Source organism: Paenibacillus sp. RC73 (genome assembly GCF_044908085.1).
GTDB classification, from domain to species: domain Bacteria; phylum Bacillota; class Bacilli; order Paenibacillales; family Paenibacillaceae; genus Paenibacillus; species Paenibacillus terrae_A.
Genome location: NZ_JBIYCV010000005.1, coordinates 197,631 through 219,330, shown reverse-complemented (window position 1 = coordinate 219,330; position 21,700 = coordinate 197,631). Strand labels below are relative to the sequence as shown.

Sequence of the window (21,700 nt, the reverse complement as noted above, 5' to 3'; positions counted from 1 at the left end):
TTTAATGCCGTCCTATGTGAACGAAGCCAATCTAATCTATCTTTTATCTTCAGTACGTAAAAGGAAGTTTCCAATGACCCGAAAAGCCAAACATGTTCGGGTTTCTGTATTCATATTATGCTTCATTACAGAGGGCGAAGGTGTTATTGTGCTTGATGGTACACTACAGAAGGTTCGTCCCCTTCAGTTATACTTGCTCGTACCAGGCATGATCGTGGAATTCCCTGAACAAGGCAGTACGTATGAATATTATGGAATTTGGTTTGAACCAATCAGGCTTACGAAGACCAAAGGAAGATATGATGCCATACCTTCCTTATCATTATCCGGTGCACTCTCGCCAGGGTATATTGCAGTGCATCACCCTCAACAGATCCTTCAGCAGATCGTTCAGCTGTATCAACACAGCAGGCAGGAACGAAGCCGGGATTCCTTGGGGCAGAGGATTCAGTTGGAGGAATTGATCCAAGATATCGTGCAGAATGAACCGGAACAGCTTGCTACTTTAATGGATGAACGGGTTGAACGGAGCATCCTTTATATGGAGCAGCACTATACGGACAAAGTAAGCATTGAACAGCTGGCTAAAGCAGCAGGTGGTATGCCGCGGGTTGCTTTTTCACGTTTGTTCCGAAACGAAACAGGATTGCCCCCAGTCGAGTATCTGAGCAATGTGCGTATGACCCGGGCGAAGCAGATGCTTAATGTGAAGAACAGTCGGGTGAAGGAAGTGGCGGCTGCGGTCGGTTTTCGTAGTGAATTTTATTTCAGTCGCATGTTTCAGCGCATGGTGGGAGTGTCACCAACATTATATATGAAGCGGGGCAGATTAAAGGTTGCTGTAGCTTCCTCGCTGGGATTCGACGACCATCTGAAATCGGTTGGAATAGAGCCTGTCTGTGTGGTGGATCTCTTCCAGTATCCAGGTCAGAGCAATGAACAGTATGCAGAACGATTGCATAGCCAGCTGCTGGAATTGGAGCAGTCCAATCCAGATATGATCATTGCCGACCATTACCACACAGAGTTCAGGGAGCAGTTCAAACAAACGGCTGCACCAGTATTTCTGGATTTCTCTGTATGGGACTGGAAACGTAACTTCGAGAAAATTGTTGAGTTGGTCAACCGGGAACGGGAGGCCTCTGAGATGCTGACACGTCTGGATGTGCAGATTGAGACAACAGGACAGACGCTGCGCCGTGTTTTGGGCCAGGAGCGCATCACTATTATGCAAGTCAGCCACCGGACGATTGGAATTCAGGGGAGGGTAAACCACCCGCTGAATGAGCTGGTATACGGGGAACTCGGCCTGCGCCCAGGCAACCAGGCTCCTGCAGAACTGTGGCGAATGGAGCTGCAACCGAAATCTATGCCTGTATTGGAGACAGAGCATCTTTTTATCCATCAACATCATGTTCTTGCTGGCAGCGAAAAACTCTATCACGAGTTGACGAGAACGTCCGTGTGGCCACAGATTCCGGCGGTGAGGCATGAAAAAGTACAGCGTATTCCCAATTGGTTCGTGATGAGCTGGACACCTTTAGGCAGACAACGCATTATGAATGAATTGCTAGATAAGCTTCAGTAACGTATTGAATTCTATAATAAGTCAGTGCAAATGGACGACGCTAACTATAGCATTTCATTCGCATCTCAGAGGATAGCGATGTTCGTACTTTATAATCCAACTACTGAATAAAAACTGATTCAAAAGCATGTTGAGGAATATGTAAAAAATTAAATTTCTAAGCCGCCAATCCGAGCGATACCCTTGGAAGAATGTAAACGTTACTTCGCATCCAAACCCGATTTTATGTACTCGCAGGTTTTGACAGTAAAAGGAGCTGAAAGCACTGTAACCATCGATGGAGATTTCTTTATCTGGTATATCGCATAGAAGTCGCCACGATGGCGGCTTTTCGTATTATCAGGTTAGCCAGAATCTTGTACTCTAAGGTTTTAGAAAACCATTAAAGTTAACGTCGCTGTTATGCTATAACAATAATATGATATTTACTAGAAGCATTGGAAATAGGATTAATGACTATAAGACTGCTAAGGATGGTTCAATAAATTTATTATGCCATCGGAAAAACAAAGATCCGAGTATTTCGGGCTTAGTTGTGGTGCCTCCGTAAGGGGACACTTTTTTAGTGTCTTTATAATGTTATAAGAAACTCGCGAAAGAGCAGCGGACTCGTGACCAAGCAGGAGCATCCAGTAGGCCGATATCCTGCTTGTTTCCCGAAGTCCAAGAGTTGTCGGGTGATAAGAACATTATCTCATTCCCGACGGATTTTTATGAAGTGAAAATGGAGATATAAGAAATCGTAGGTGCTCAGGATGAGTTTGAAAAGTTCCAATAAATGAAGAACTGTAGGAGAAAAATTCAGTGAGGTAGCCGCGCTTCGTTCGCTGAACTAACGGGCAGGTTAGCTCAATAAGAACCCGACGCAACTTCAGGATTTCCTTAGGTTGCATAGGACCGCTAGGGAACTATGCAGTGACTGAGTTCGGCTCGAACCATGGTTTTTGATGTGACTAATGATAGCAGGAAACCAAAAAAGAACCTGGATAGTTTTATCAGGTTCTTTTATATTGCATATAAAACAGACACGATGATATAATCGGATTACGACTTTTATAATTTTCATAGACATAATTAATACATCTTATATTTCAACTTTACCATGCCGGTAAACTCTTGTCAAATGATTTTTCTCAATTTAATGGTTAGGAGAAATGCTGAATGAGTTCTTTGGTTCTCGGTTTTCAAGAAATGGAAAAAACGCAGCTTTTTCTCGTTGGCGGAAAAGGGTTAAATTTAGGGGAGTTATCAAAAATTGAAGGAGTACAAGTACCAGAAGGTTTTTGTATTACAACAGTGGGTTATCAAAAAGCCATTGAACAAAACGAAACATATCATGCTTTGTTGGATCGACTAACAATACTAAAAGTAGAAGATCGAGATCAAATTGGTGAAATCAGTAGGAAGATTCGACAAATCATTATGAAAGTGGAAATTTCTTCCGATGTTGTGAAAGCAGTTACTCACTATCTCTCCCAGTTTGGCGAGGAACATGCTTATGCAGTGCGTTCAAGTGCGACTGCTGAAGATTTGCCACATGCCTCTTTTGCTGGTCAACAAGACACCTATTTAAATATCATCGGCAAAGAAGCAATCTTGCAGCATATCAGCAAATGTTGGGCTTCCCTATTTACGGATCGCGCGGTTATCTACCGTATGCAAAATGGATTTGACCACAGTCAAGTTTATTTATCCGTTATCGTTCAAAGGATGGTTTTCCCACAGGCTTCAGGAATTTTATTTACCGCTGATCCGATTACATCCAACCGGAAGCTGCTATCAATCGATGCCAGTTTTGGACTTGGAGAAGCACTGGTCTCTGGCTTGGTATCTGCCGATTGTTATAAAGTACAGGAAGGGGAAATCGTCGATAAGAGGATAGCAACCAAAAAATTGGCTATCTATGGACGGAAAGAGGGCGGAACAGAGACACAACAGATCGATCCTGATCAGCAAAAGACTCAAACACTTACTGAACAACAAATTTTACAACTGGCACGCATCGGAAGACAGATCGAAGCTTATTTTGGTTGCCTACAAGATATCGAATGGTGTTTGGTTGATGATACTTTTTATATTGTCCAGAGTCGTCCAATCACGACTTTATACCCGATCCCTGAAGCGAAAGATCAAGAAAATCACGTTTACGTATCTGTCGGTCACCAACAAATGATGACGGATCCCATGAAACCACTAGGATTGTCTTTTTACCTGTTAACGACCCCAGCACCCATGCGAAAAGCTGGCGGGAGGTTGTTTGTTGATGTTACACAAAATCTGGCTTCGCCTGTCAGCAGAAAAATGGTAATAGATTCCTTGGGGAAATCCGATCCGCTCATAAAAGACGCACTTATGACCATAATAGAGCGAGGAGATTTTATAAAGACGTTACCACATAACAAAAAAGAACTGAGTCCCAGTAAAAGCAATAAAGGGTTGCCGTCTGCGGGTTTTCAAGCACAAACCGAAAACAATCCGACAATCGTTTCTGATTTGATTAAGAGTAGTCAAACATCGATAGCAGAGTTAAAACAAAACATCCAAACGAAATCAGGATCAGATTTATTTGATTTTATTCTAGAGGATATCCAGCAATTAAAGAAGATTTTATTTGACCCTCAGAGTTTGGGTGTGACTATGGCTGCTATGGATGCTTCAACATGGATCAATGAAAAGATGAACATGTGGTTAGGTGAAAAAAACGTAGCAGACACGCTTTCTCAATCTGTACCAAACAATATTACTTCGGAAATGGGTCTGGCGCTATTGGATGTCGCAGATGTGATTCGTCCTTATCCAGAAGTGATTGATTATTTACAACATGTAAAAGATGGTAACTTTTTGGATGAACTGGTTAAGTTTGATGGTGGACAGGAAACTCAAGACGCTATCTATGCTTATCTCAATAAATACGGAATGCGATGCAGCGGAGAAATCGATCTTACTAAAACCCGCTGGAGTGAAAAGCTAACTACACTGGTCCCCATGATTCTCAGTAATATCAAAAACTTTGAGCCTAATGCCAGCCATCGGAAATTTGAGCAAGGGCGACAGGAAGCCATGAAAAAAGAACAAGAATTATTAGATAGATTGAAGCAATTACCGGATGGTGAACAAAAAACCAAAGAAACCAAACGAATGATCGACTTAATCCGGAATTTCAGCGGTTATCGGGAATATCCAAAATACGGCATGATTAATCGCTACTTTGTTTATAAGCAGGCTTTACTGAAAGAAGCTGGACAACTCGTACAAGCGGACATTATTCATGAAAAAGAAGATATATACTATCTCACTTTTGAAGAACTTCGCGAAGTCGTACGCACAAATAAACTGGATTACCAGATCATCAGCAAACGAAAAGACGAATACAAGTTTTATGAAAAACTAACTCCACCACGTGTTATCACGTCAGATGGTGAAATCATTACAGGTGAGTACAAACGAGAAAATCTCCCAGTCGAAGCTATTGTAGGTCTACCTGTTTCTTCCGGAGTTATAGAGGGACGAGCACGTGTCATCTTAAACATGGAAGATGCTGATCTGGAAGATGGAGATATCTTAGTCACCTCCTTTACTGACCCTAGCTGGACAACATTGTTTGTATCCATAAAAGGCCTAGTCACCGAAGTTGGTGGACTGATGACCCATGGAGCCGTTATCGCACGTGAATATGGCTTACCAGCAGTTGTCGGAGTGGAGAATGCTACCAAACTGATAAAAGATGGGCAACGAATTCGCGTGCATGGAACAGAAGGGTATATCGAAATATTGTAATGGCTGAATACGTCAAGTAATAGCCTCTGTCATAATGGACAGCATTAAATGCAACCTGTCATGGATAAAAGGGCGGTTACCCTGTTCGTCCTTTTATCTACCCATCTTAGTTGGGTAATTGGCAGTAAATCTATTGCAGTAATGGAGGTGTTAGTTCAATGACGCAGACCACCACGTCGAAAGCAATTATGACACAAAGCACCCCAAAAAAATCAAATGATTTTAATTTTGGGGGTGTACTTTAAGAACTTATTTATTTGATGATCGAAAAAACACATTATTTAATGTGTAACAATAATCAGGAGCCTTTAGGAGTTATGAAAGGAAGATTAACGGTTATGGAATGTATTCTGGGTTTGATCCTTTGATGGACTCTTTAATTACTATTCGACGGTTTCCCTTGCTGCGATTCTATGTTGTTCATTGAAGCATAATAATATTATTCTCAAAACAACACAATGATTTATACATAGCTGATCCGATCTAAATCTCTTGTCCTTTACGGCAATAGGTACAAGTTCTTGTCCCTCGACAGTATCAGGTGTTAAATACCCAAATGTGCCCTCAGAGTCGAACCTGCATATTCGCTTCTGAACCGCCCGGAAGAGCTATAAATCGGTCAATAGCCCCAGCCTCAAACCGCTCAATAATATCGTTCAATACGTCCTCAACCGTTCCAACGGAAACCCAATGAGCAGATCCGACGACCTCGGGCCTTGCCAACACATCTTCCACTGTAGGCTGATGGTTTATAATATACTGGCGCAAAAGCTCAGCATGTGTCCGGCTGCGGACTGGCTGATTCGGATCGGGAAGCATATCGGCAGTTACGCGATGATCCAAAGCAAAGCTGCTTAAATCAAGGCTAAGCACTGACTTGAGCAGTGCATGTCTGCGCTCCATACTCAAATGCGCATGTGCTGACTTATGTAATTCATGCGCTTCCTCGCGAGTTTCAGCCAAGAAAAAATATAATCCAGGCAAAACTTTGATGGCGTTCGGAGTTAGATGATAGTAAAGTCTATGAATTAATCAGTTTCCTTGGCCAGTAGCCAATGCTATGTAATCATTAATAAACTCAGTCGGACTATTGATTTAATAAGGAGAGCCATCAACAAAGCTGCATAGGAAGGATTGGAAGCCTATTTTCCCGTACAAAACAGGCCTATATTTTCGTTTCAAAATGTCTTAAAATTTTCTTGTGGCGGGAGACAGCTCATTAAATTTCGTATGCTGGGTGTGGAAAATGTTCTTATCATTATCTGTTACTGGTCTTTCAAATCTTGACTGTACCTGGAGATTTGGGCCAAGTTCAATGGGAGGTCATCTGGCTGTCGGCAGCCTTTCTTGTTCCTATGTTTTTTTGGTTTCCGCAATGGCAGATGAACAAAACGTGGTTTTGTATTGCTGAGATTTTACTCGGCGGGTCATATTATGTGAATTTGGTTATCCATCCCGAACTCATGTCCAAGCCGATTACTTGCTTCCCAGTCTTATGATGGGTTATTTATTGACCAGGCAGACATTTTGGATTATTCCCGTGGTGTCTTTGATGCCGCTCATCTTCCAAGCCTACGAAGGATACGCCATGAAACAGAGCTGGAGTATGGGGATGGACAACCTGTTATTTTGTTTTATCGGGATATGGGTAAGCTTCGTAGCGAATGCCTATCATCAGAAAAAAACTGCATGATACATTGGGTCACTCCTTTATTTCCCTGATTATGAGATTGGATGCGGCCGTTAATCGTTAATCTGTCGTTACGCCCCTTTTCTTGAGATAGAAGCGTATTTCCTACGATATTTGCGGTAAATGCAAGGCTGTATTAAGTTAGTCACTAATACATGAATATTCTTTTTGATTAAAAATATCCAAATAGTGATTGAGCTATCGAGAAACGATAGTTCGATGAACAAGACAGCAAGGCTACAGCATGCCAAGTTGCATTAGAATTTAAAGAGCTGGAAGTTACAGCTTCATCTGACCAACCTCCAGCCCGCCAAGCTCAACTATCCCGTCGCTCAGACCAGCTGCAGCGATAGCTTCCCTAATGAGAACCTCACGGTCAGGGAACCCACAATTATAGTGAGTTCTATGATGTCCTTTGTCATTGGGATAAAGTGACAGACTTGACTTGAGCAGAGGTATTTCCGTAAATATCCTTGGCCAGCACGAGAATATGCAGCGTATCGGCTTGGGAGGCACCACCCTGTTTGTATTTAGTAGTTGGAAGCGTTGCTGACCAATTGGATTTATCTTCTGTAATAACAACACGAATGCCATTGACATAAACTTTAAGCTGCGCAATATCGCTTTGATCTGTGACTGAACCTTCCAAAGAGAGAACATCGTCCTTGATCGAAGCACTCAACTTAAGTGCAGGGGCTCCTGTTTCCTTGCGTTTAGAGGGTGGGAGAGCAGTTTGCGGATTATAGGAAAAGGTTTCATCCTCAAGCGCTGGCGTGCGTGCTGCAATAGGACGGTTTTTGGTCGCCTGCTCATAGGAATAAGCGTAACGAAGCAGGTCATTATCGCTGTATGCGGCATCTGCCATCGTCAGATTAACGGGCATACCGGTATCCTTCATAGCGCCCATACTCACAGACACACTTGGGATCCCGTACTCGCGTAGAATGAAGTTCGTATTGGAGAAATAGTTGCCATTCTCCCAAGCCTCCTCATAGGACGTTTCATTCACATCGGAGTCAGCTTTGCCGATATTCGAATTTGCCGGGAATGCAATAAAATCAAGGTTGTTTTGCTTCATCCAATTTTCAAAATCAATCTTTCGTACATTTTCAAGCCCCCGTAGCCCTTCATGAAACTGAGGAATTTGTTCGTAAGGGGTGACGCCTTTCTTTATGGTTTCAATGAATACGTCATAGTGGCCAAGGTCTCTGCCACGTTTGGCATCTACCGAACCGGGCGGATTCGGGAAGACGGTTGCAGGGTCGATATTAGCCCATGACGGGAAATTCGGATCGCCCACACTTTTAAGGAATTCCTCAGCTGCATAAGGATTAAGCAGCCCGAATTCCTTTTCAACCCACTTTGCCGGCATCAAACCACGTTCTTCAGGTGTTTTCGCTGTTGCCCGGTCCTTCTCGCTGTTCGCCTGCAAGGGGAAGTCAACTTCCACAACCTCTGCTCCAAGAGCAGTGAAATCCTTTACAGCTTTTTCCCATAATGCCTGTATCGAAGGTCTGAATTTGATCGGAGTTGAGGTTTCATGGTCCTTACCGATATAGATTTTCGGAACGCCAATGCGTTTGCCTTTCAAAGCTTGAATGTCTCGCAGCTCTAAATAGGATTTGGGACGGACACTGTTGACAGAAGGGAGCCGAACGGCTTTCTGTTCTCGCCAGAAATCGCCCTTGGTGATCTTATCCTCTACAACGATCACGTCAAGCAAGCGGAGCATGTCCTCAACAGTCCTCGTATGTGGGACAACGACATCCCGTATAGGGAAGAGCGGCCAATTCCCTCGAATGGAGATTAGGCCCCGCGATGGCGTATAGGCAATTAAACCATTGTTAGATGCTGGTGATCTTCCAGAGGATACCGTTTCTTCCCCCATACCGAAGGCAGCGAGGTTGGCGGCTGTTGATACGCCAGATCCGTTAGAGGAGCCAGAGTACCAGGCTGCAGCCAAATAATCTGGATTGTACGGACTTTCAGCACGGCCATAAATGCCTCTTTGCATTCCCCCTGCTGCCATTGGCGGCATGTTGGTTTTACCAATTAGCACCCCACCGGATTTGCGTATCTTCTCTACTGTAAAGGCATCGTCCTTTGCCATCAGGTTTTTGAAAGCCGGAGATCCAGAAGCGACAGTGAGTCCCTTAACCTTGTAGCTGTCTTTAACCGTGTAGGGGATGCCTTGCAGAGGCCCGGTTTTAATACCCTGTGCCCTTAGTTGATCAGCCTGAGCGGCTTCTTTTAGTACATCGGGGTTCAGAACAGGGATGGAATTCAGCCGAATGCCACTAGAATCATAGGCATATACACGGTTAAGGTACAGGGCGGTGAGCTCGACACTTGACAGTGCGCCTGACTTCATCGCTTCCTGCATTTGAGCAATCGTAGCCTCTTGCAATTGAAATGTAACTAGGGAGGAGGCGGGTTCACTAGTTTTACTTGAGGATGAGGGTGAAGGAGCGGCGGATGCAAGCGGGCATCCCGTGAAAGTTAAAATCATACCAACTGCGATCCATTTGCAATAGTTACCGATTACATTCCTTGTATTCGCTTTTAGCGTTCGTGCGCACATAGCATTTTCACTCCTTAAATTAGGTAGGATCAGGAATTTGAATAGATGGGAATGAGAAAAGCCTCTTTTACAGTATAAATGTTTCTAATTATATTACTTATTTTCATGTAAAATGTCAATTTTTGTTATGTAGAAAGCGAGGAAGTTCGGCTAACGATTATTAACAGTTCATGGAACTTGAAAAAAAGTATGATGCATTCCAAATTTGATATTATCCATAATAATATTTGCTACATCCTTTGGAGTCATATTGGGCGAATATTCAAACCACCATTTAACCGTTGTCATTGCAGATGATGCAAACAAGCGAGTTAATAACTCCTGCTTTTCTGAAAGTTCCTTCTTCGTAATTTCTGTTCCATTGCTATTTTTACGAAGACATTCCCTGGTTCTCCTTTCAAATGTGTGTGCCATATCTTCAAAGATATATAACTCAATATTTTTATTCCACAATATAAGGTACCAATCTTTATTATCATACATAAATTGGAGTTGTTTTCTTAAAGCATCCAAAGATTCATTCATTCTATTCTTCTCAAAATTAAAAGATGCTAGATTGATATTATTTGAAAGTTCTTCTAATGTTGATTTGACTAGTGATTCTCTTAGTTGGTATTTATTCTCATAATATTTGTAGAATGTAGAACGATTAATTCTTGCCGCTGTAGTAATATCTTTTATGGAAATAGATGAAAAGGTTTTTTGACTAATGCATTTAGCAAACCCATGTTTTATATTTTCAAGTGTTTTCACAACACGTAAATCCGTTATCTCATTCAATATATGTCACTCTCCAATTCATAACTTTACATAGTATTAATTTGATTTTTTTAAAAAACAACACAAGCTATCAAAACTGTTGTTTAAGCAACAGTTAGGGGGAAACTTACTGATATTCTGGATCTTTTTTCTTTATTATAATCTTAATATAAACAAATATTTGTTTAAAATCATAAAACGGTTGGAGTGTTGGGGCAAGACTGATACCTTATTTAACGACTGACATTGAGTTTTTTTGTATGTATCAATTCTAATTACAAGCTACTATCGACATTCTAACCCCATAAAAGAAAACATAAGTATGAAAAAGGAGAATTTTTTATGTCTAACAATCGGTTATGTGAAGTTTTGGGGATTGAAAAACCAATTATCCAAGGACCTATGGCTTGGGTTTCAACAGCACCATTAGTTGCAGCGGTTTCTGAAAGTGGAGGTCTTGGTGTATTAGGAGTGGGATTTGCTCCTTTAGATTTTATAAAGGAACAGATTATTGCTACAAGAAATATGACGAGTAAACCCTTTGGTATCAATGTAATTATGACTTCTGAATTATTAGATCATGTAACAAAAGTTGCATCAGAGGAAAAACCGCCAGTGATTTATGCTGATACACTATTGGACCTTGATCTAGAGTTATCCCAAAAATACTTTTCTATATGGCATGAATTAGGAATAAAAGTAATCGTAAAAGCAAGTACAATTCAAGATGCAATTACTGCGGAGAAAGCCGGTGCAGATGCAGTTATTGTAAAAGGTTGGGAAGGTGGCGGACATACTACCTATGAAGCAACAACGGTTCTTGTTCCACAAGCAGCAGACTGCTTATCTATACCTGTTGTAGCGTCTGGTGGAATTGCAGATGGAAGAGGAATGGCAGCTGCTATTGCCCTTGGTGCTGATGGTATTGAAATGGGAACCATATTTATGTGCGCAGATGAAACAGTAGTACATGCAAATGTAAAAGATGCCATGTTAAAAGCTGGTGATATGGAGACAGTGATAACAGGATATTCTACTGATGAGCCATGCAGACAATTGAAGAACAAGCTTTCAGAGGAAATGACTCAAATTGAAAACAATTACAGCAAAAAAGAGGCAGCAGAAAAACTAAAAGAAGTTTCTGAGAGTTCTTTAAAAAGGGCAATGATCGAAGGTGATGTTAAAGAGAAGGGCGCTATTATGGTGGGGCAAATAGTACCATTAATAACCGAGATTAAGAGTGTAAAAGATATTATAAATGATGTATTAGAAGGATACTATGAAACAATATCTAAGATAACTAAGTTTGTAGTTTGATGTTTATATATTTAAATTCAAAGGTGAAATTTAGAAACAGAAGTTAATGGAATTACACTATCTTAACTATAAAACCAGACGACATGGTCATACCATTGTCACCTAGACAAAACTAAAAAGAATCTATTAATTAGCAACCGTTCCTCAGAATTCTGTAGGGGACGGTTGCCTTAATTTTTCTAAAAGCTATGAAACAAATAATATAGCGGTAAACCATTTCTATATTCGAAACGAATTATTCATTCCCTGTTCAAAACACTGATTGATCAACAATACAACTGGAAAACTCATCTATTATGCGATTCCCGAGCTTGTCTAGAAGATCATACTTATCTTGAAAATATAAATAAAAGGTCGAAAGATTAATCATCGCCTTATACGCTATATATTGACAGTGGAAAAGGAGCTCATGATTAGTAATTCTACAAAACCACATTCAATTTATACATCTATTTTTAAGATTAAAATTAGTAATGCTAAAAGAAATCACACGTATAAATGGAGGTTTATGAAATGTTTTACAAAGAGAATAGTAATGTCGAAATTATATATCGGCAATCAAAACCAGTTTCACAGTCAGAATATCCCGGGTTTGAACCAAGCGCTAGTATTATAAAGAAAGGAACCGTGCATCGTACAGATGGACAGCCTATTCCATGCGATATTCTCTGTGAACGTGATGTTGCGGTGAAATTAAGGGATGGTACGACTATTTATACTGATATATTTCGTCCTGTAGATGAAAAGAATGTACCGACGCTTGTCGTATGGAGCCCTTATGGGAAGAGAGGCAGTGTCTTATCCCTCGATTTATTTCCGGGGCGTATGGATGTTGCTCCCGAAGAGGAAGATGGTCTTAATAAATTTGAAGGTCCTAATCCGGGATATTGGGTAAACCATGGATATGCCATCGTTCATCCTGATCCACGTGGCGTATTTAACTCAGAAGGGAACATTCATGCTTGGGGCAAACAGGAGGCTGAGGATGAATACGATGTAATCGAGTGGGTTGCAGAACGTGAGTGGAGCAATGGTAAGGTAGGATTAACGGGAAATTCGTGGCTAGCCATTTCACAATGGAATGTTGCTTCTTACCGTCCGCCTCATCTTTCGGCTATTGCCCCCTGGGAAGGCGCTTGTGATATATTTAGGGAGACCTGCTTCAAAGGCGGGGTACCCGACTTCTCTTTTACTGAAACGATTTTTAGCTCCTTTACCGGAAATACAAGTTATGAAGATATCCCTGCCATGATGCGGAAATATCCGCTAATGAATGAATACTGGGAAGATAAAGCACCAACCTTGGAAAACATAGAGGTGCCTGCCTATATTGTTGCTAGCTATACGAACCTTCTACACACTTATGGTACCTTCGAGGGCTGGCAACGAATATCATCTAAGGAAAAGTGGCTTCGGATTCATAACACTTTCGAATGGCCCGATTACTACAATCCACAACATGTCGAAGATCTAAGAAAATTCTTTGGTTATTATCTCAAGGGTGAGCAGAATGGCTGGAACAACACCCCCAAGGTCCGTTTAGCTGTGCTCAATCCAGGTCACCAAGATATTTTGAATCGGGTGGAGGAGGACTTCCCACTAGAACGACAACAATTAATGAAACTATACTTGGATGCCAGTTTCGGCACGTTAAGCCAAGATACTGCAGGGAAAAAGGCCCAATTAAAGTATACTGCTGATGAGAAAGGGGTATCGTTTAAGGTATCCTTTGAACAGGATATAGAAATTGTTGGGTACATGAAGCTGCATTTATGGGTATCCACAGAAGATTCTAATGATATGGATGTGTTCGCTTTTGTAAGGAAGCTAGATGCAAGTGGTAAGGAACTCCCAATCAAAATGGTTAACGACAGTTATTATGCCGGTGCTAGCGGGCGGATGAGAGTATCTCTTCGCCAACTTGATGCAACGAAATCAACACTGGAAAAGCCAGTACAAAGCTTTAAAACGCAAGAAAAACTTAAACCCGGAGAGATTATTCCTGTAGAAATTGGATTCTGGCCAATGGGGATGAAATGGCATGCCGGGGAACAACTAGAATTGCTTATCACCGGAGTCGAACTTTTAAAGCGCCCCGAATTTCCTGAAATGTCAAGTGGCCCCTATATTAATCAGGGAACGCACACCATATATACTGGGGAGGAATACGACTCTTACTTAATAATTCCCGTTATTCCTTCCGTTTGAACGTTGTACAACAGCAATGGATCTCTACATAAAAAGGTGTCCAGCGACCTTAGGATCGTCGGACACCTTTTGCTGTTCTTACGCTTCAATCCTTGATTCACCCTGCTCTACGAAACGCTTAACTTCTTCCATCGACGGCAAGGCTGCAATCGCTCCAACTTTGGTGCACACGATGGCGCCGACTTGATTGGCAAGTGTTACAAATTCCTGCTGCTGCTTCCGGTTGGTGGTAAATGCCTTAGGCTGACTCAGCTGACTGATTTGATACAGCATAGCTCCGACGAAGGCATCGCCGGCACCGGTAGAGTCGATTGATTTGACAGCAATACTGCCGATTAGCGAACGGGAGACACCGCTTGAGATGAGGGTTCCTTCTTTCCCCAAGGTAACTGCCACCGTCTTGGCTCCGAACCCATGCAAAAGATCCAATGAAGCATTGCGGTCAGCCAGCCCTGTAATGATGTTTAATTCCTCTTCGCTTACCTTTACCAAATCCGCATTGTGTATTCCTCTTCTGGACAGTGCGATAAATTCCTCCAGCCTGTCTTTCCAGAGGTCCCCCCGGTAATTGGGATCAAAGGAGGTGAATTGCCCATTGGCCTTCGCCTCGTCCAATAAAGATAAATACGCTTCCCGGAAAGGATCGGCGAGCAAGGCCGTTGCCGAGCCAAAATGCAGAATGGCAGCCTGTCGGGTCCATTCCCTATCAATGTCCTGCAGAGACAACTGACGGTCAGCTCCACGGTTGAACACGAAATCCCGTTCGCCGTTAGCGGCAAGGGAAACAAAGGCCAGTGTAGTCGGCGTTGCCGGATCAAAAAGGAGCATGGATGTATCCACGTGCTGCTCATCCAGAGTTTGCTTCAGGTACATGCCGAACGGATCGGCTCCGACTTTTCCCAAGAATGACGCTTTTCCTCCGAGCTTGGCTACGGCTGCGCTCACATTTGCCGGAGCACCGCCGGCCTGCTTGGAGAAATGCTGACCCTTGGCAAGATTGACATCAATATCCGTACAGAAAAAATCAATGAGCAGCTCGCCCACACATAGAACTGTTCCGACATTTTTCACTTTGATTCACCTCTTGGCAGATTTAGTTTAAAACAGGCGTCGAGTCCCGGTATACGATATCCGTTGCAACATGGGTTACTCGGTACGGCATGGTATTATCTTTGATTCTGGATAATAACATTTCGGCTGAAATAATACCCATCTGACTACTGTAAATATGTACGGTAGTCAGATGGGGCTCGACTACCCGGGATTCTGAAGCATCATCGAACCCGCAGACAGCAACATCTTCCGGGACTTTAATCCCCTTGTTTTTCAAAGATTTTATCACGCTGATGGCAATAAAATCATTGGCGCAAATAAAGACGGAGGGGCACTCCCTCAGGGCATCCAATTGCTGCTCCATCCAGTTCTCCTCTATAAAGAAATTGCGGTCCGGCGCTACAATGCTATGGGCAGGGTCCAAGGTGATTCCGGCTTCTGCCAGGGCCTTATTGAATCCCGTCCAGCGTTCATTGAAGCTTTTGCAGTGATTGTAATCGCCTACAAAACCGAAGCTTTCGTAGCCATGATCTATTAATTTCCGGGTAACACAGTATGTGCTGTGCTCATTTTCCATCAATACCAGATCTGCCTTCAATTCCGGATACACCATATCTGCAGCACAATCAATAAAAATGGTTGGGATGCCAAGATCCGTGATCAGCTTGCTGTATTCCTTGCTGAACATTTCGATGCAGAAGATGCCAGCCACATTCGAAGGCTCGAAATTACCGGGTAGGGTCATCGTATTGATATCGTTCTCACGGACAAAATAAATGGATAAAGTATAGCCCTGGTTGCTGATTTCCTTCTCCAGCCCGCTGATCAGCTGCGATCCAAAGTGTGAGCTATTGGGAAGATTACAGGTCAAAAGTGCGATATTGCCCTGTTTTTCAGAGGCTGTTTCCATATAAGAAAATTGTTTGTATTTAAGCTCCACTGCTTTTTTGATCACCTTGTCCCTCGTTACGGCAGGAATATTCTCTACTCCATTAAGCGCCTTGGATGCAGTGTTTCTGGAAATTCCCAGGGCATCAGCGATGTCTTGAATAGTAACCTTTGACTTTCTCGTCATATTGTTCCACCTTATTCTCCCGAATTAAGATTCTTCATATTTCTAAATATATAGTATTTTCATGCTTTTAACAATGAAATTATTCAAATGAACAAAATAAGTTTACATTTGTATGTTTATTTGATGCATTTTTAAGGGAATTGGTGCTAAAAATATTATATTCCTCTTGAATCATGTGTTTTTAATGAATTTAGTTGCCGAAATGTATTGACTTATTCAATGTGCACCTGTTAAATTGTAATAGAAAAAATGTTCAAATGTAAAATGTAAACCCATTCATCTTGGGGAAGTGTAAATTTCTAGTCATGTTGGAGGTGGGTGAATTACCAGTAAGGCATTTGCAAAACATCTTGCGTAATTATGTCAGAGAGATGACGTAACATGGCTTAGAACTGTCTTTAATAACAAGCCGTGAACAGTAGGGGGGAAAAGATTGGCAAACTCGATCGCTCAAAAAAGGGGAGTTAAGGCTTCAGAAACAAAAAAAAGAAACCATTGGCTAAGTTACATGGTTCGAAATTATATATTGTATTTGTTTCTGCTTCCGTCCATAGTTCTTACCGTCATTTTCAAGTATGTTCCCATGTACGGCTCGATCATTGCGTTTAAAAATTTCAGTCCAAGAAAAGGCATCATGGGCAGCGAATGGGTTGGATTTGAACATTTTCAGCGGTTTCTTTCATCACCAAATTTTTATGACATTTTAATGAATACGCTTAAATTAAGCGCTTACGGTCTTATTCTCGGTTTCCCAGTACCCATCATTCTGGCCTTAATGCTAAATCTGATCAGAGGAGCGAAGCTCAAGAAGAATATTCAGCTTATTGTTTACGCACCTAACTTCATCTCGGTTGTTGTTGTTGCCGGTATGCTGTTTGTTTTTCTATCGCCGACTGGAATAGTGAACGCTTTGGTAACAACCTTCACCGGCAAGCCGATTTCTTTTATGACTGATCCCGCCTATTTCCGAACGGTATATATATTGTCCGGTATATGGCAAACAGCGGGCTGGTCCTCTATCATTTATGTGGCCACCTTAGCTAACGTGGACCCGCAGCTACATGACGCTGCAACAATTGATGGCGCTTCTTTGATGAAGAGAATCTTCCACATTGATCTGCCAGCTCTCAAACCCGTCATGGCCGTCCTATTCATTCTCGCTGCAGGAGGCATCATGTCGATCGGCTATGAAAAGGCTTACCTGATGCAGACGGCTCTGAACACGCCAACCTCGGAAATCATCGCGACTTATGTATACAAGGTGGGGTTGCAATCTGGCGATTATGCTTATTCTACGGCAATCGGGTTATTCAATTCCGTGATTAATGTGGTCCTGCTGATTTTCGTAAATACCGTCGTCAAGAAGCTGAACGAAGGGGAAGGGCTGTATTAAAGAAGGAGGTATTTATGGATATTCATTACACCGGGAAGGACCGGATTCTGATCATCATCAATTATATTCTGCTTGGTTTGTTTGTTCTCGCTATTCTGTTACCGCTGGTTTATGTGGTGCTTTCGTCCTTTTTGACTCCCAATACCCTGATTAGCAAAGGGTTTGCCATTACATCATCCGACTGGACACTCACGGGATATGCCAAAATCCTAAGCAACGGTGCCATGATCCGCGGTTTTTTTAATGCCATTTTTTATTCAGCAGCCTTTGCGTTCGCAACCGTATTGTTTTCCGTCTTCGCGGCTTACCCGCTTGCGATTGAAGGGCTGGCAGGGAAACGGTCCATTATGATCTTTTTCCTGATAACGATGTTTTTCGGTGGCGGTCTGATTCCAACCTATCTGGTGATTAAGGATTTAGGCATGTTAAATACGGTGTGGGCCATTATTCTGCCCGGCTCGATCAGCGTATTCAATATTATTCTGGCAAAGACTTATTTCCAAGGGCTTCCCAAAGAGCTGTTTCAGGCGGCGAGCATAGACGGAGCTTCCGAGCTCAGTATTTTCTTTAAAATCGTCCTGCCGTTGTCGAAGCCTATTATTTTTGTTCTAGCTTTATACGCTTTTGTCGGACAATGGAATTCTTATTTCGACGCCATGATTTATCTGGATGATCCGAAGCTGTTTCCGCTTCAACTGGTGTTGCGCTCCATTTTGATACAGAATCAGGTTCAGCCCGGTATGATTGCCGATGCGCTGGCGCAAGCGGAGCTTAAGAAATTGTCCGAAATGATTAAATACTCTGCCATTGTCATATCAAGTTTGCCTTTGATTGTCATGTATCCATTCTTCCAGAAGTATTTTGAAAAAGGTGTCATGGTAGGTTCGATCAAATAACAAACCGGGGGAATAGAGATGAACAAAACATTACTAACCTTGTCTGTGCTGGTACTTTCCACTTCACTGCTTGCCGGATGTGGCGGTTCAGGCAATAATTCTGCGGCATCCGAAGATTACAAGCTGGAAAATGTCACTCTGCCGCTTAAAGAGAAAGTTACCTTGCATTTTATGACTCAAAGCTCGCCACTGGCACCTTCCGATCCAAATGAAAAGCTGATTTATAAAAGGCTGGAAGAAAAAACAGGTGTGCATATCGATTTTACCAACTTCACCTCTGATTCCTTCATTGAAAAAAGAAACCTGGCTGTTGCCAGTGGAGATCTTCCAGATGCCATACTGGATGCCGGATATTCCGACTATGATTTGTTGAACCTCGGACAGGATGAAACCATTATCCCTCTGGAGGATTTGATTCAAAAATATATGCCAAATCTGCAAAAGGTATTGAAGGAAGCACCTGAGTACAAATCCATGATAACCGCACAGGACGGGCATATTTATGCTTTTCCCTGGATTGAGGAGCTGGGGGCCGGGAAGGAGAGCATTCATTCTGTAAACGACATGCCATGGATCAATGTGGAGTGGCTGAAAAAACTGGGTCTTAAAATGCCGAAAACTACTGAGGATTTAAAAAATGTGCTGCTCGCATTTAAAAATGGCGACCCTAACGGAAATGGCCAAGCGGATGAAATCCCGCTGTCTTTTATACTCAATAACGGCAATGAGGACCTGAATTTTCTGTTCGGATCATTCGGTCTTGGGGACAATGGTGATCATACTGTAGTGACCAATGAGGGGAAAGTGGTCTTCACTGCCGATCAGGACGGTTATAAAGAGGGGATCAAATATCTTAATGAGCTGTATAAGCTGAACCTGATCGACGAAGAGTCATTCGAGCAGGATTACAATACGTATCTGGCCAAAGGCCAGAATGAAAAATACGGTCTCTACTTTCAATGGGATAAGGCGAATATTTCAGGAGACAACGATAAATATGAATTGATGAATCCGCTCGCGGGGCCAAGCGGTAAAGTCAATGTGACCCGCACGAACAATCTCGGCTTTGACCGGGGGAGAATGGTGATTACCAGTGACAACAAAAATCTTGAGCTTACGGCAAAATGGATTGACCAACTGTATGATCCTATCCAGTCCGTACAGGACAACTGGGGCACCTACGGCGACAAAACTCAGCAGAACATTTTTGAATACGATGAAGCGAGTCATATGCTGAAGCATCTTCCGCTTAAGGGAACGGCTCCTGTCGAGCTGCGGCAAAAAACGAATATCGGTGGTCCATTGGCAATTCTTGACGAGTATTACGGAAAAGTAACGACCAAGCCCGATGATGCAGTAGGGCGGCTCAAGCTCATGAAAGAAAGACTTGTTCCTTATATGAAGGCTGACCACAATTTCCCGAAAGTCTTCTTCTCGCTGGAGGATCAGAAGCAGATCTCTACCTTGGAAACAGACTTATTTGCCTATGTTAACCGCAAACGGGCGGAATGGATCAAAACAGGCAAAGTGGAAGAAGAATGGGCGGATTATAAAGCCGAGCTTTCCAGACTGGGACTGGACAAATGGCTGGAAATCAAACAGAAAGGCTATGACAGATATCTTAAAGATCAAGGCTGAAACATATAAAAGGTGGTTGGGGCTGTTAACACCTTATCAACAATCAATAGGAGAGTGGATACCATTAAAGACATGCACCTAACGGACGACAGTAGCAGCAGAAAAGGATCACGAAACAGTAATTATAGGGAGACATACAGGCCTCAATTTCATTATTCACCGGAGAAAAATTGGATGAACGATCCCAACGGCTTGGTTTACTATGAGGGAGAGTACCACCTGTTCTACCAGCATACGCCCCATGATACGCGTCCTGACTTTGGTCGCATGCATTGGGGACATGCGGTAAGCAAGGATCTGGTGAATTGGGAAGAACTCCCACCGGCAATTCCGCCTGGAGAGGACGGAGCGATCTTCTCGGGAAGTGCGGTGGTGGATAAGAACAATACCAGCGGATTTTTCGACGAGGAAGGATCAGGCTTGATTGCCATTTATACGAATGAGGGCAACAAGGCTCAGCCCGGCAAGCCGCAGGTGCAAAGCATTGCTTACAGCAAGGACAAAGGTCGAACCTGGATAAAATATGAAGGTAACCCGGTTTTATTCCCAACGGAAACGCTAGACTTTCGTGACCCGAAGGTGTTTTGGCATGATGAATCGTCAATGTGGATCATGGTTCTTGCCGTAAGAGAACGTGTAGAATTTTACACATCTCCAAACCTCAAAGAATGGTCGTTTGCAAGCGAGTTCGGTTCCGACATTCCGTGTATACACCGAGGGATATTTGAATGTCCTGATGTATTTCGAATCCGAGTAGATGGGGATGAGAATACCACGAAGTGGATACTAATGCTAAGTGTGGGGGATAGAAATGGTGTGAATCCAGACGATCCGGAACCACCGGCAGGGGGTTCTGGCATGATGTATTTCATTGGCAACTTTGACGGTAAGACATTTACTCTGGATGAAGCGCTGGAAACTTTCGATGCTATTAAATGGGTAGACTACGGATCAGACTTTTACGCGGCCGTGACCTGGAATGGCATTCCAAACGAGGACGGACGAAAGATTTGGGTCGGCTGGATGAACAATTGGCGTTATGCTACCACGCTACCTTCAGAGGAATGGCGTGGCAAGATGTCAATTCCCCGTGAGCTACAGCTTAGGACTTGTCCGGAAGGACTTCACTTAATCCAAGCACCCATAAGTGAATTAAGTCAGCTAAGAGAACCGATTTTGTCTCTGCAAGACTTGACGATTAAGCCAGGTATGAACGTGTTGTCTGATATTTCTGCTGCAAAGGCAGAAATTATTGCAGAATTTGAAATCAGTACGGCCGTGGAATTCGGGTTCAAAGTGCGGAAGTCTTCCAATCAGGAGACGATCATCGGATATAATATCTCGAATGGGGAGTTGTCCGTCGATCGGACGAAGTCGAGCGCCATTGATTTTCATTCCGATTTCACAGCGATACACAAGGCCCCTATGAAGCCAGAGCATGAACGGATACAGTTGAGCATTTATGTGGATTGGTCAAGTGTCGAGGTCTTCGGAAATCATGGAAAAACAATCATTTCAGACATGATTTTCCCTGATTCGGAAAGTAGAGGGCTAGAGCTCTATACCATTGACGGAGACCTAAGGGTCGTATCGCTTCAAATCAATGATCTAGTAAGCATTTGGGGAAATGAGACTGTTTAGACTTTAGTTACCGTTATCATTCAAATTAAAATTATCTCACGACAGAACTCGTTGAGTAGCATTTTTCTACCAAGACACATAACA

General features: G+C 42.7%; 13 protein-coding genes. 8 read left to right on the top strand and 5 right to left on the bottom strand.

Annotated elements, in window-relative coordinates:
• Positions 1-73 precede the first annotated feature (73 nt).
• Both ABH897_RS14120 and ppsA read left to right on the top strand, forming a co-directional pair.
• Positions 74-1,588, top strand: coding sequence for a helix-turn-helix domain-containing protein (locus tag ABH897_RS14120; RefSeq protein WP_283656026.1), 1,515 nt, complete (start codon positions 74-76; stop codon positions 1,586-1,588).
• Positions 1,589-2,749: 1,161 nt separating this feature from the next.
• The gene (gene ppsA / locus ABH897_RS14115; protein WP_283656027.1) at positions 2,750-5,365 is read left to right on the top strand and encodes a phosphoenolpyruvate synthase; all 2,616 of its coding nucleotides are present in this window, start codon (positions 2,750-2,752) and stop codon (positions 5,363-5,365) included.
• 564 nt (positions 5,366-5,929) lie between these two features.
• On the opposite strand, the gene ABH897_RS14110 is transcribed toward ppsA, so the two are convergent.
• The 3 genes from ABH897_RS14110 to ABH897_RS14100 all read right to left on the bottom strand — a co-directional run bounded on the left by ABH897_RS14110 (position 5,930) and on the right by ABH897_RS14100 (position 10,389).
• Entirely contained in the window at positions 5,930-6,328 is a 399-nt protein-coding gene (locus tag ABH897_RS14110; RefSeq protein WP_404580080.1) for a hypothetical protein, read from the bottom strand.
• Positions 6,329-7,473: 1,145 nt separating this feature from the next.
• Positions 7,474-9,636, bottom strand: coding sequence for an amidase (locus ABH897_RS14105; RefSeq protein ID WP_404592246.1), 2,163 nt, complete (start codon positions 9,634-9,636; stop codon positions 7,474-7,476).
• 168 nt (positions 9,637-9,804) lie between these two features.
• On the bottom strand, positions 9,805-10,389 hold the full coding sequence (locus ABH897_RS14100; RefSeq protein WP_404592244.1) for a TetR family transcriptional regulator: 585 nt from the start codon (positions 10,387-10,389) through the stop codon (positions 9,805-9,807).
• A 348-nt stretch (positions 10,390-10,737) separates the two neighbouring features.
• Between ABH897_RS14100 and ABH897_RS14095 the strand changes: the two genes are divergently transcribed.
• Entirely contained in the window at positions 10,738-11,712 is a 975-nt protein-coding gene (locus tag ABH897_RS14095; RefSeq protein ID WP_283656030.1) for a nitronate monooxygenase, read from the top strand.
• Between the two features lie 513 nt (positions 11,713-12,225).
• Complete coding sequence (locus ABH897_RS14090) at positions 12,226-13,920, top strand: CocE/NonD family hydrolase (protein ID WP_283656031.1); 1,695 nt, start codon at positions 12,226-12,228, stop codon at positions 13,918-13,920.
• A gap of 78 nt (positions 13,921-13,998) precedes the next feature.
• On the opposite strand, the gene ABH897_RS14085 is transcribed toward ABH897_RS14090, so the two are convergent.
• Positions 13,999-14,991 carry a carbohydrate kinase family protein gene (locus tag ABH897_RS14085; protein WP_283656032.1) on the bottom strand — a complete coding sequence of 331 codons (993 nt, stop codon included), beginning with the start codon at positions 14,989-14,991 and terminating at the stop codon, positions 13,999-14,001.
• A 22-nt stretch (positions 14,992-15,013) separates the two neighbouring features.
• Positions 15,014-16,048, bottom strand: coding sequence for a LacI family DNA-binding transcriptional regulator (locus ABH897_RS14080; protein ID WP_283656033.1), 1,035 nt, complete (start codon positions 16,046-16,048; stop codon positions 15,014-15,016).
• A 508-nt stretch (positions 16,049-16,556) separates the two neighbouring features.
• Here ABH897_RS14080 and ABH897_RS14075 point away from each other — a divergent pair.
• The 4 genes from ABH897_RS14075 to ABH897_RS14060 all read left to right on the top strand — a co-directional run bounded on the left by ABH897_RS14075 (position 16,557) and on the right by ABH897_RS14060 (position 21,616).
• The gene (locus tag ABH897_RS14075; RefSeq protein ID WP_283656034.1) at positions 16,557-17,441 is read left to right on the top strand and encodes an ABC transporter permease; all 885 of its coding nucleotides are present in this window, start codon (positions 16,557-16,559) and stop codon (positions 17,439-17,441) included.
• A gap of 14 nt (positions 17,442-17,455) precedes the next feature.
• Positions 17,456-18,337 carry a carbohydrate ABC transporter permease gene (locus ABH897_RS14070; protein WP_283656035.1) on the top strand — a complete coding sequence of 294 codons (882 nt, stop codon included), beginning with the start codon at positions 17,456-17,458 and terminating at the stop codon, positions 18,335-18,337.
• Between the two features lie 18 nt (positions 18,338-18,355).
• The gene (locus ABH897_RS14065; protein ID WP_283656036.1) at positions 18,356-19,975 is read left to right on the top strand and encodes an ABC transporter substrate-binding protein; all 1,620 of its coding nucleotides are present in this window, start codon (positions 18,356-18,358) and stop codon (positions 19,973-19,975) included.
• Positions 19,976-20,047: 72 nt separating this feature from the next.
• Positions 20,048-21,616, top strand: coding sequence for a glycoside hydrolase family 32 protein (locus ABH897_RS14060; protein WP_404520234.1), 1,569 nt, complete (start codon positions 20,048-20,050; stop codon positions 21,614-21,616).
• Positions 21,617-21,700 lie beyond the last annotated feature (84 nt).

Excerpts from the sequence above, each read along its gene's own strand:
- ABH897_RS14070 (WP_283656035.1), top strand. The coding sequence starts at position 17,456 with ATGGATATTCATTACACCGGGAAGGACCGGATTCTGATCATCATCAAT.
- ABH897_RS14060 (WP_404520234.1), top strand. The coding sequence starts at position 20,048 with ATGCACCTAACGGACGACAGTAGCAGCAGAAAAGGATCACGAAACAGT.
- ABH897_RS14095 (WP_283656030.1), top strand. The coding sequence starts at position 10,738 with ATGTCTAACAATCGGTTATGTGAAGTTTTGGGGATTGAAAAACCAATT.
- ABH897_RS14080 (WP_283656033.1), bottom strand. The coding sequence starts at position 16,048 with ATGACGAGAAAGTCAAAGGTTACTATTCAAGACATCGCTGATGCCCTG.
- ABH897_RS14065 (WP_283656036.1), top strand. The coding sequence starts at position 18,356 with ATGAACAAAACATTACTAACCTTGTCTGTGCTGGTACTTTCCACTTCA.
- ABH897_RS14090 (WP_283656031.1), top strand. The coding sequence starts at position 12,226 with ATGTTTTACAAAGAGAATAGTAATGTCGAAATTATATATCGGCAATCA.
- ABH897_RS14120 (WP_283656026.1), top strand. The coding sequence starts at position 74 with ATGACCCGAAAAGCCAAACATGTTCGGGTTTCTGTATTCATATTATGC.
- ABH897_RS14105 (WP_404592246.1), bottom strand. The coding sequence starts at position 9,636 with ATGTGCGCACGAACGCTAAAAGCGAATACAAGGAATGTAATCGGTAAC.
- ABH897_RS14075 (WP_283656034.1), top strand. The coding sequence starts at position 16,557 with ATGGTTCGAAATTATATATTGTATTTGTTTCTGCTTCCGTCCATAGTT.
- ppsA (WP_283656027.1), top strand. The coding sequence starts at position 2,750 with ATGAGTTCTTTGGTTCTCGGTTTTCAAGAAATGGAAAAAACGCAGCTT.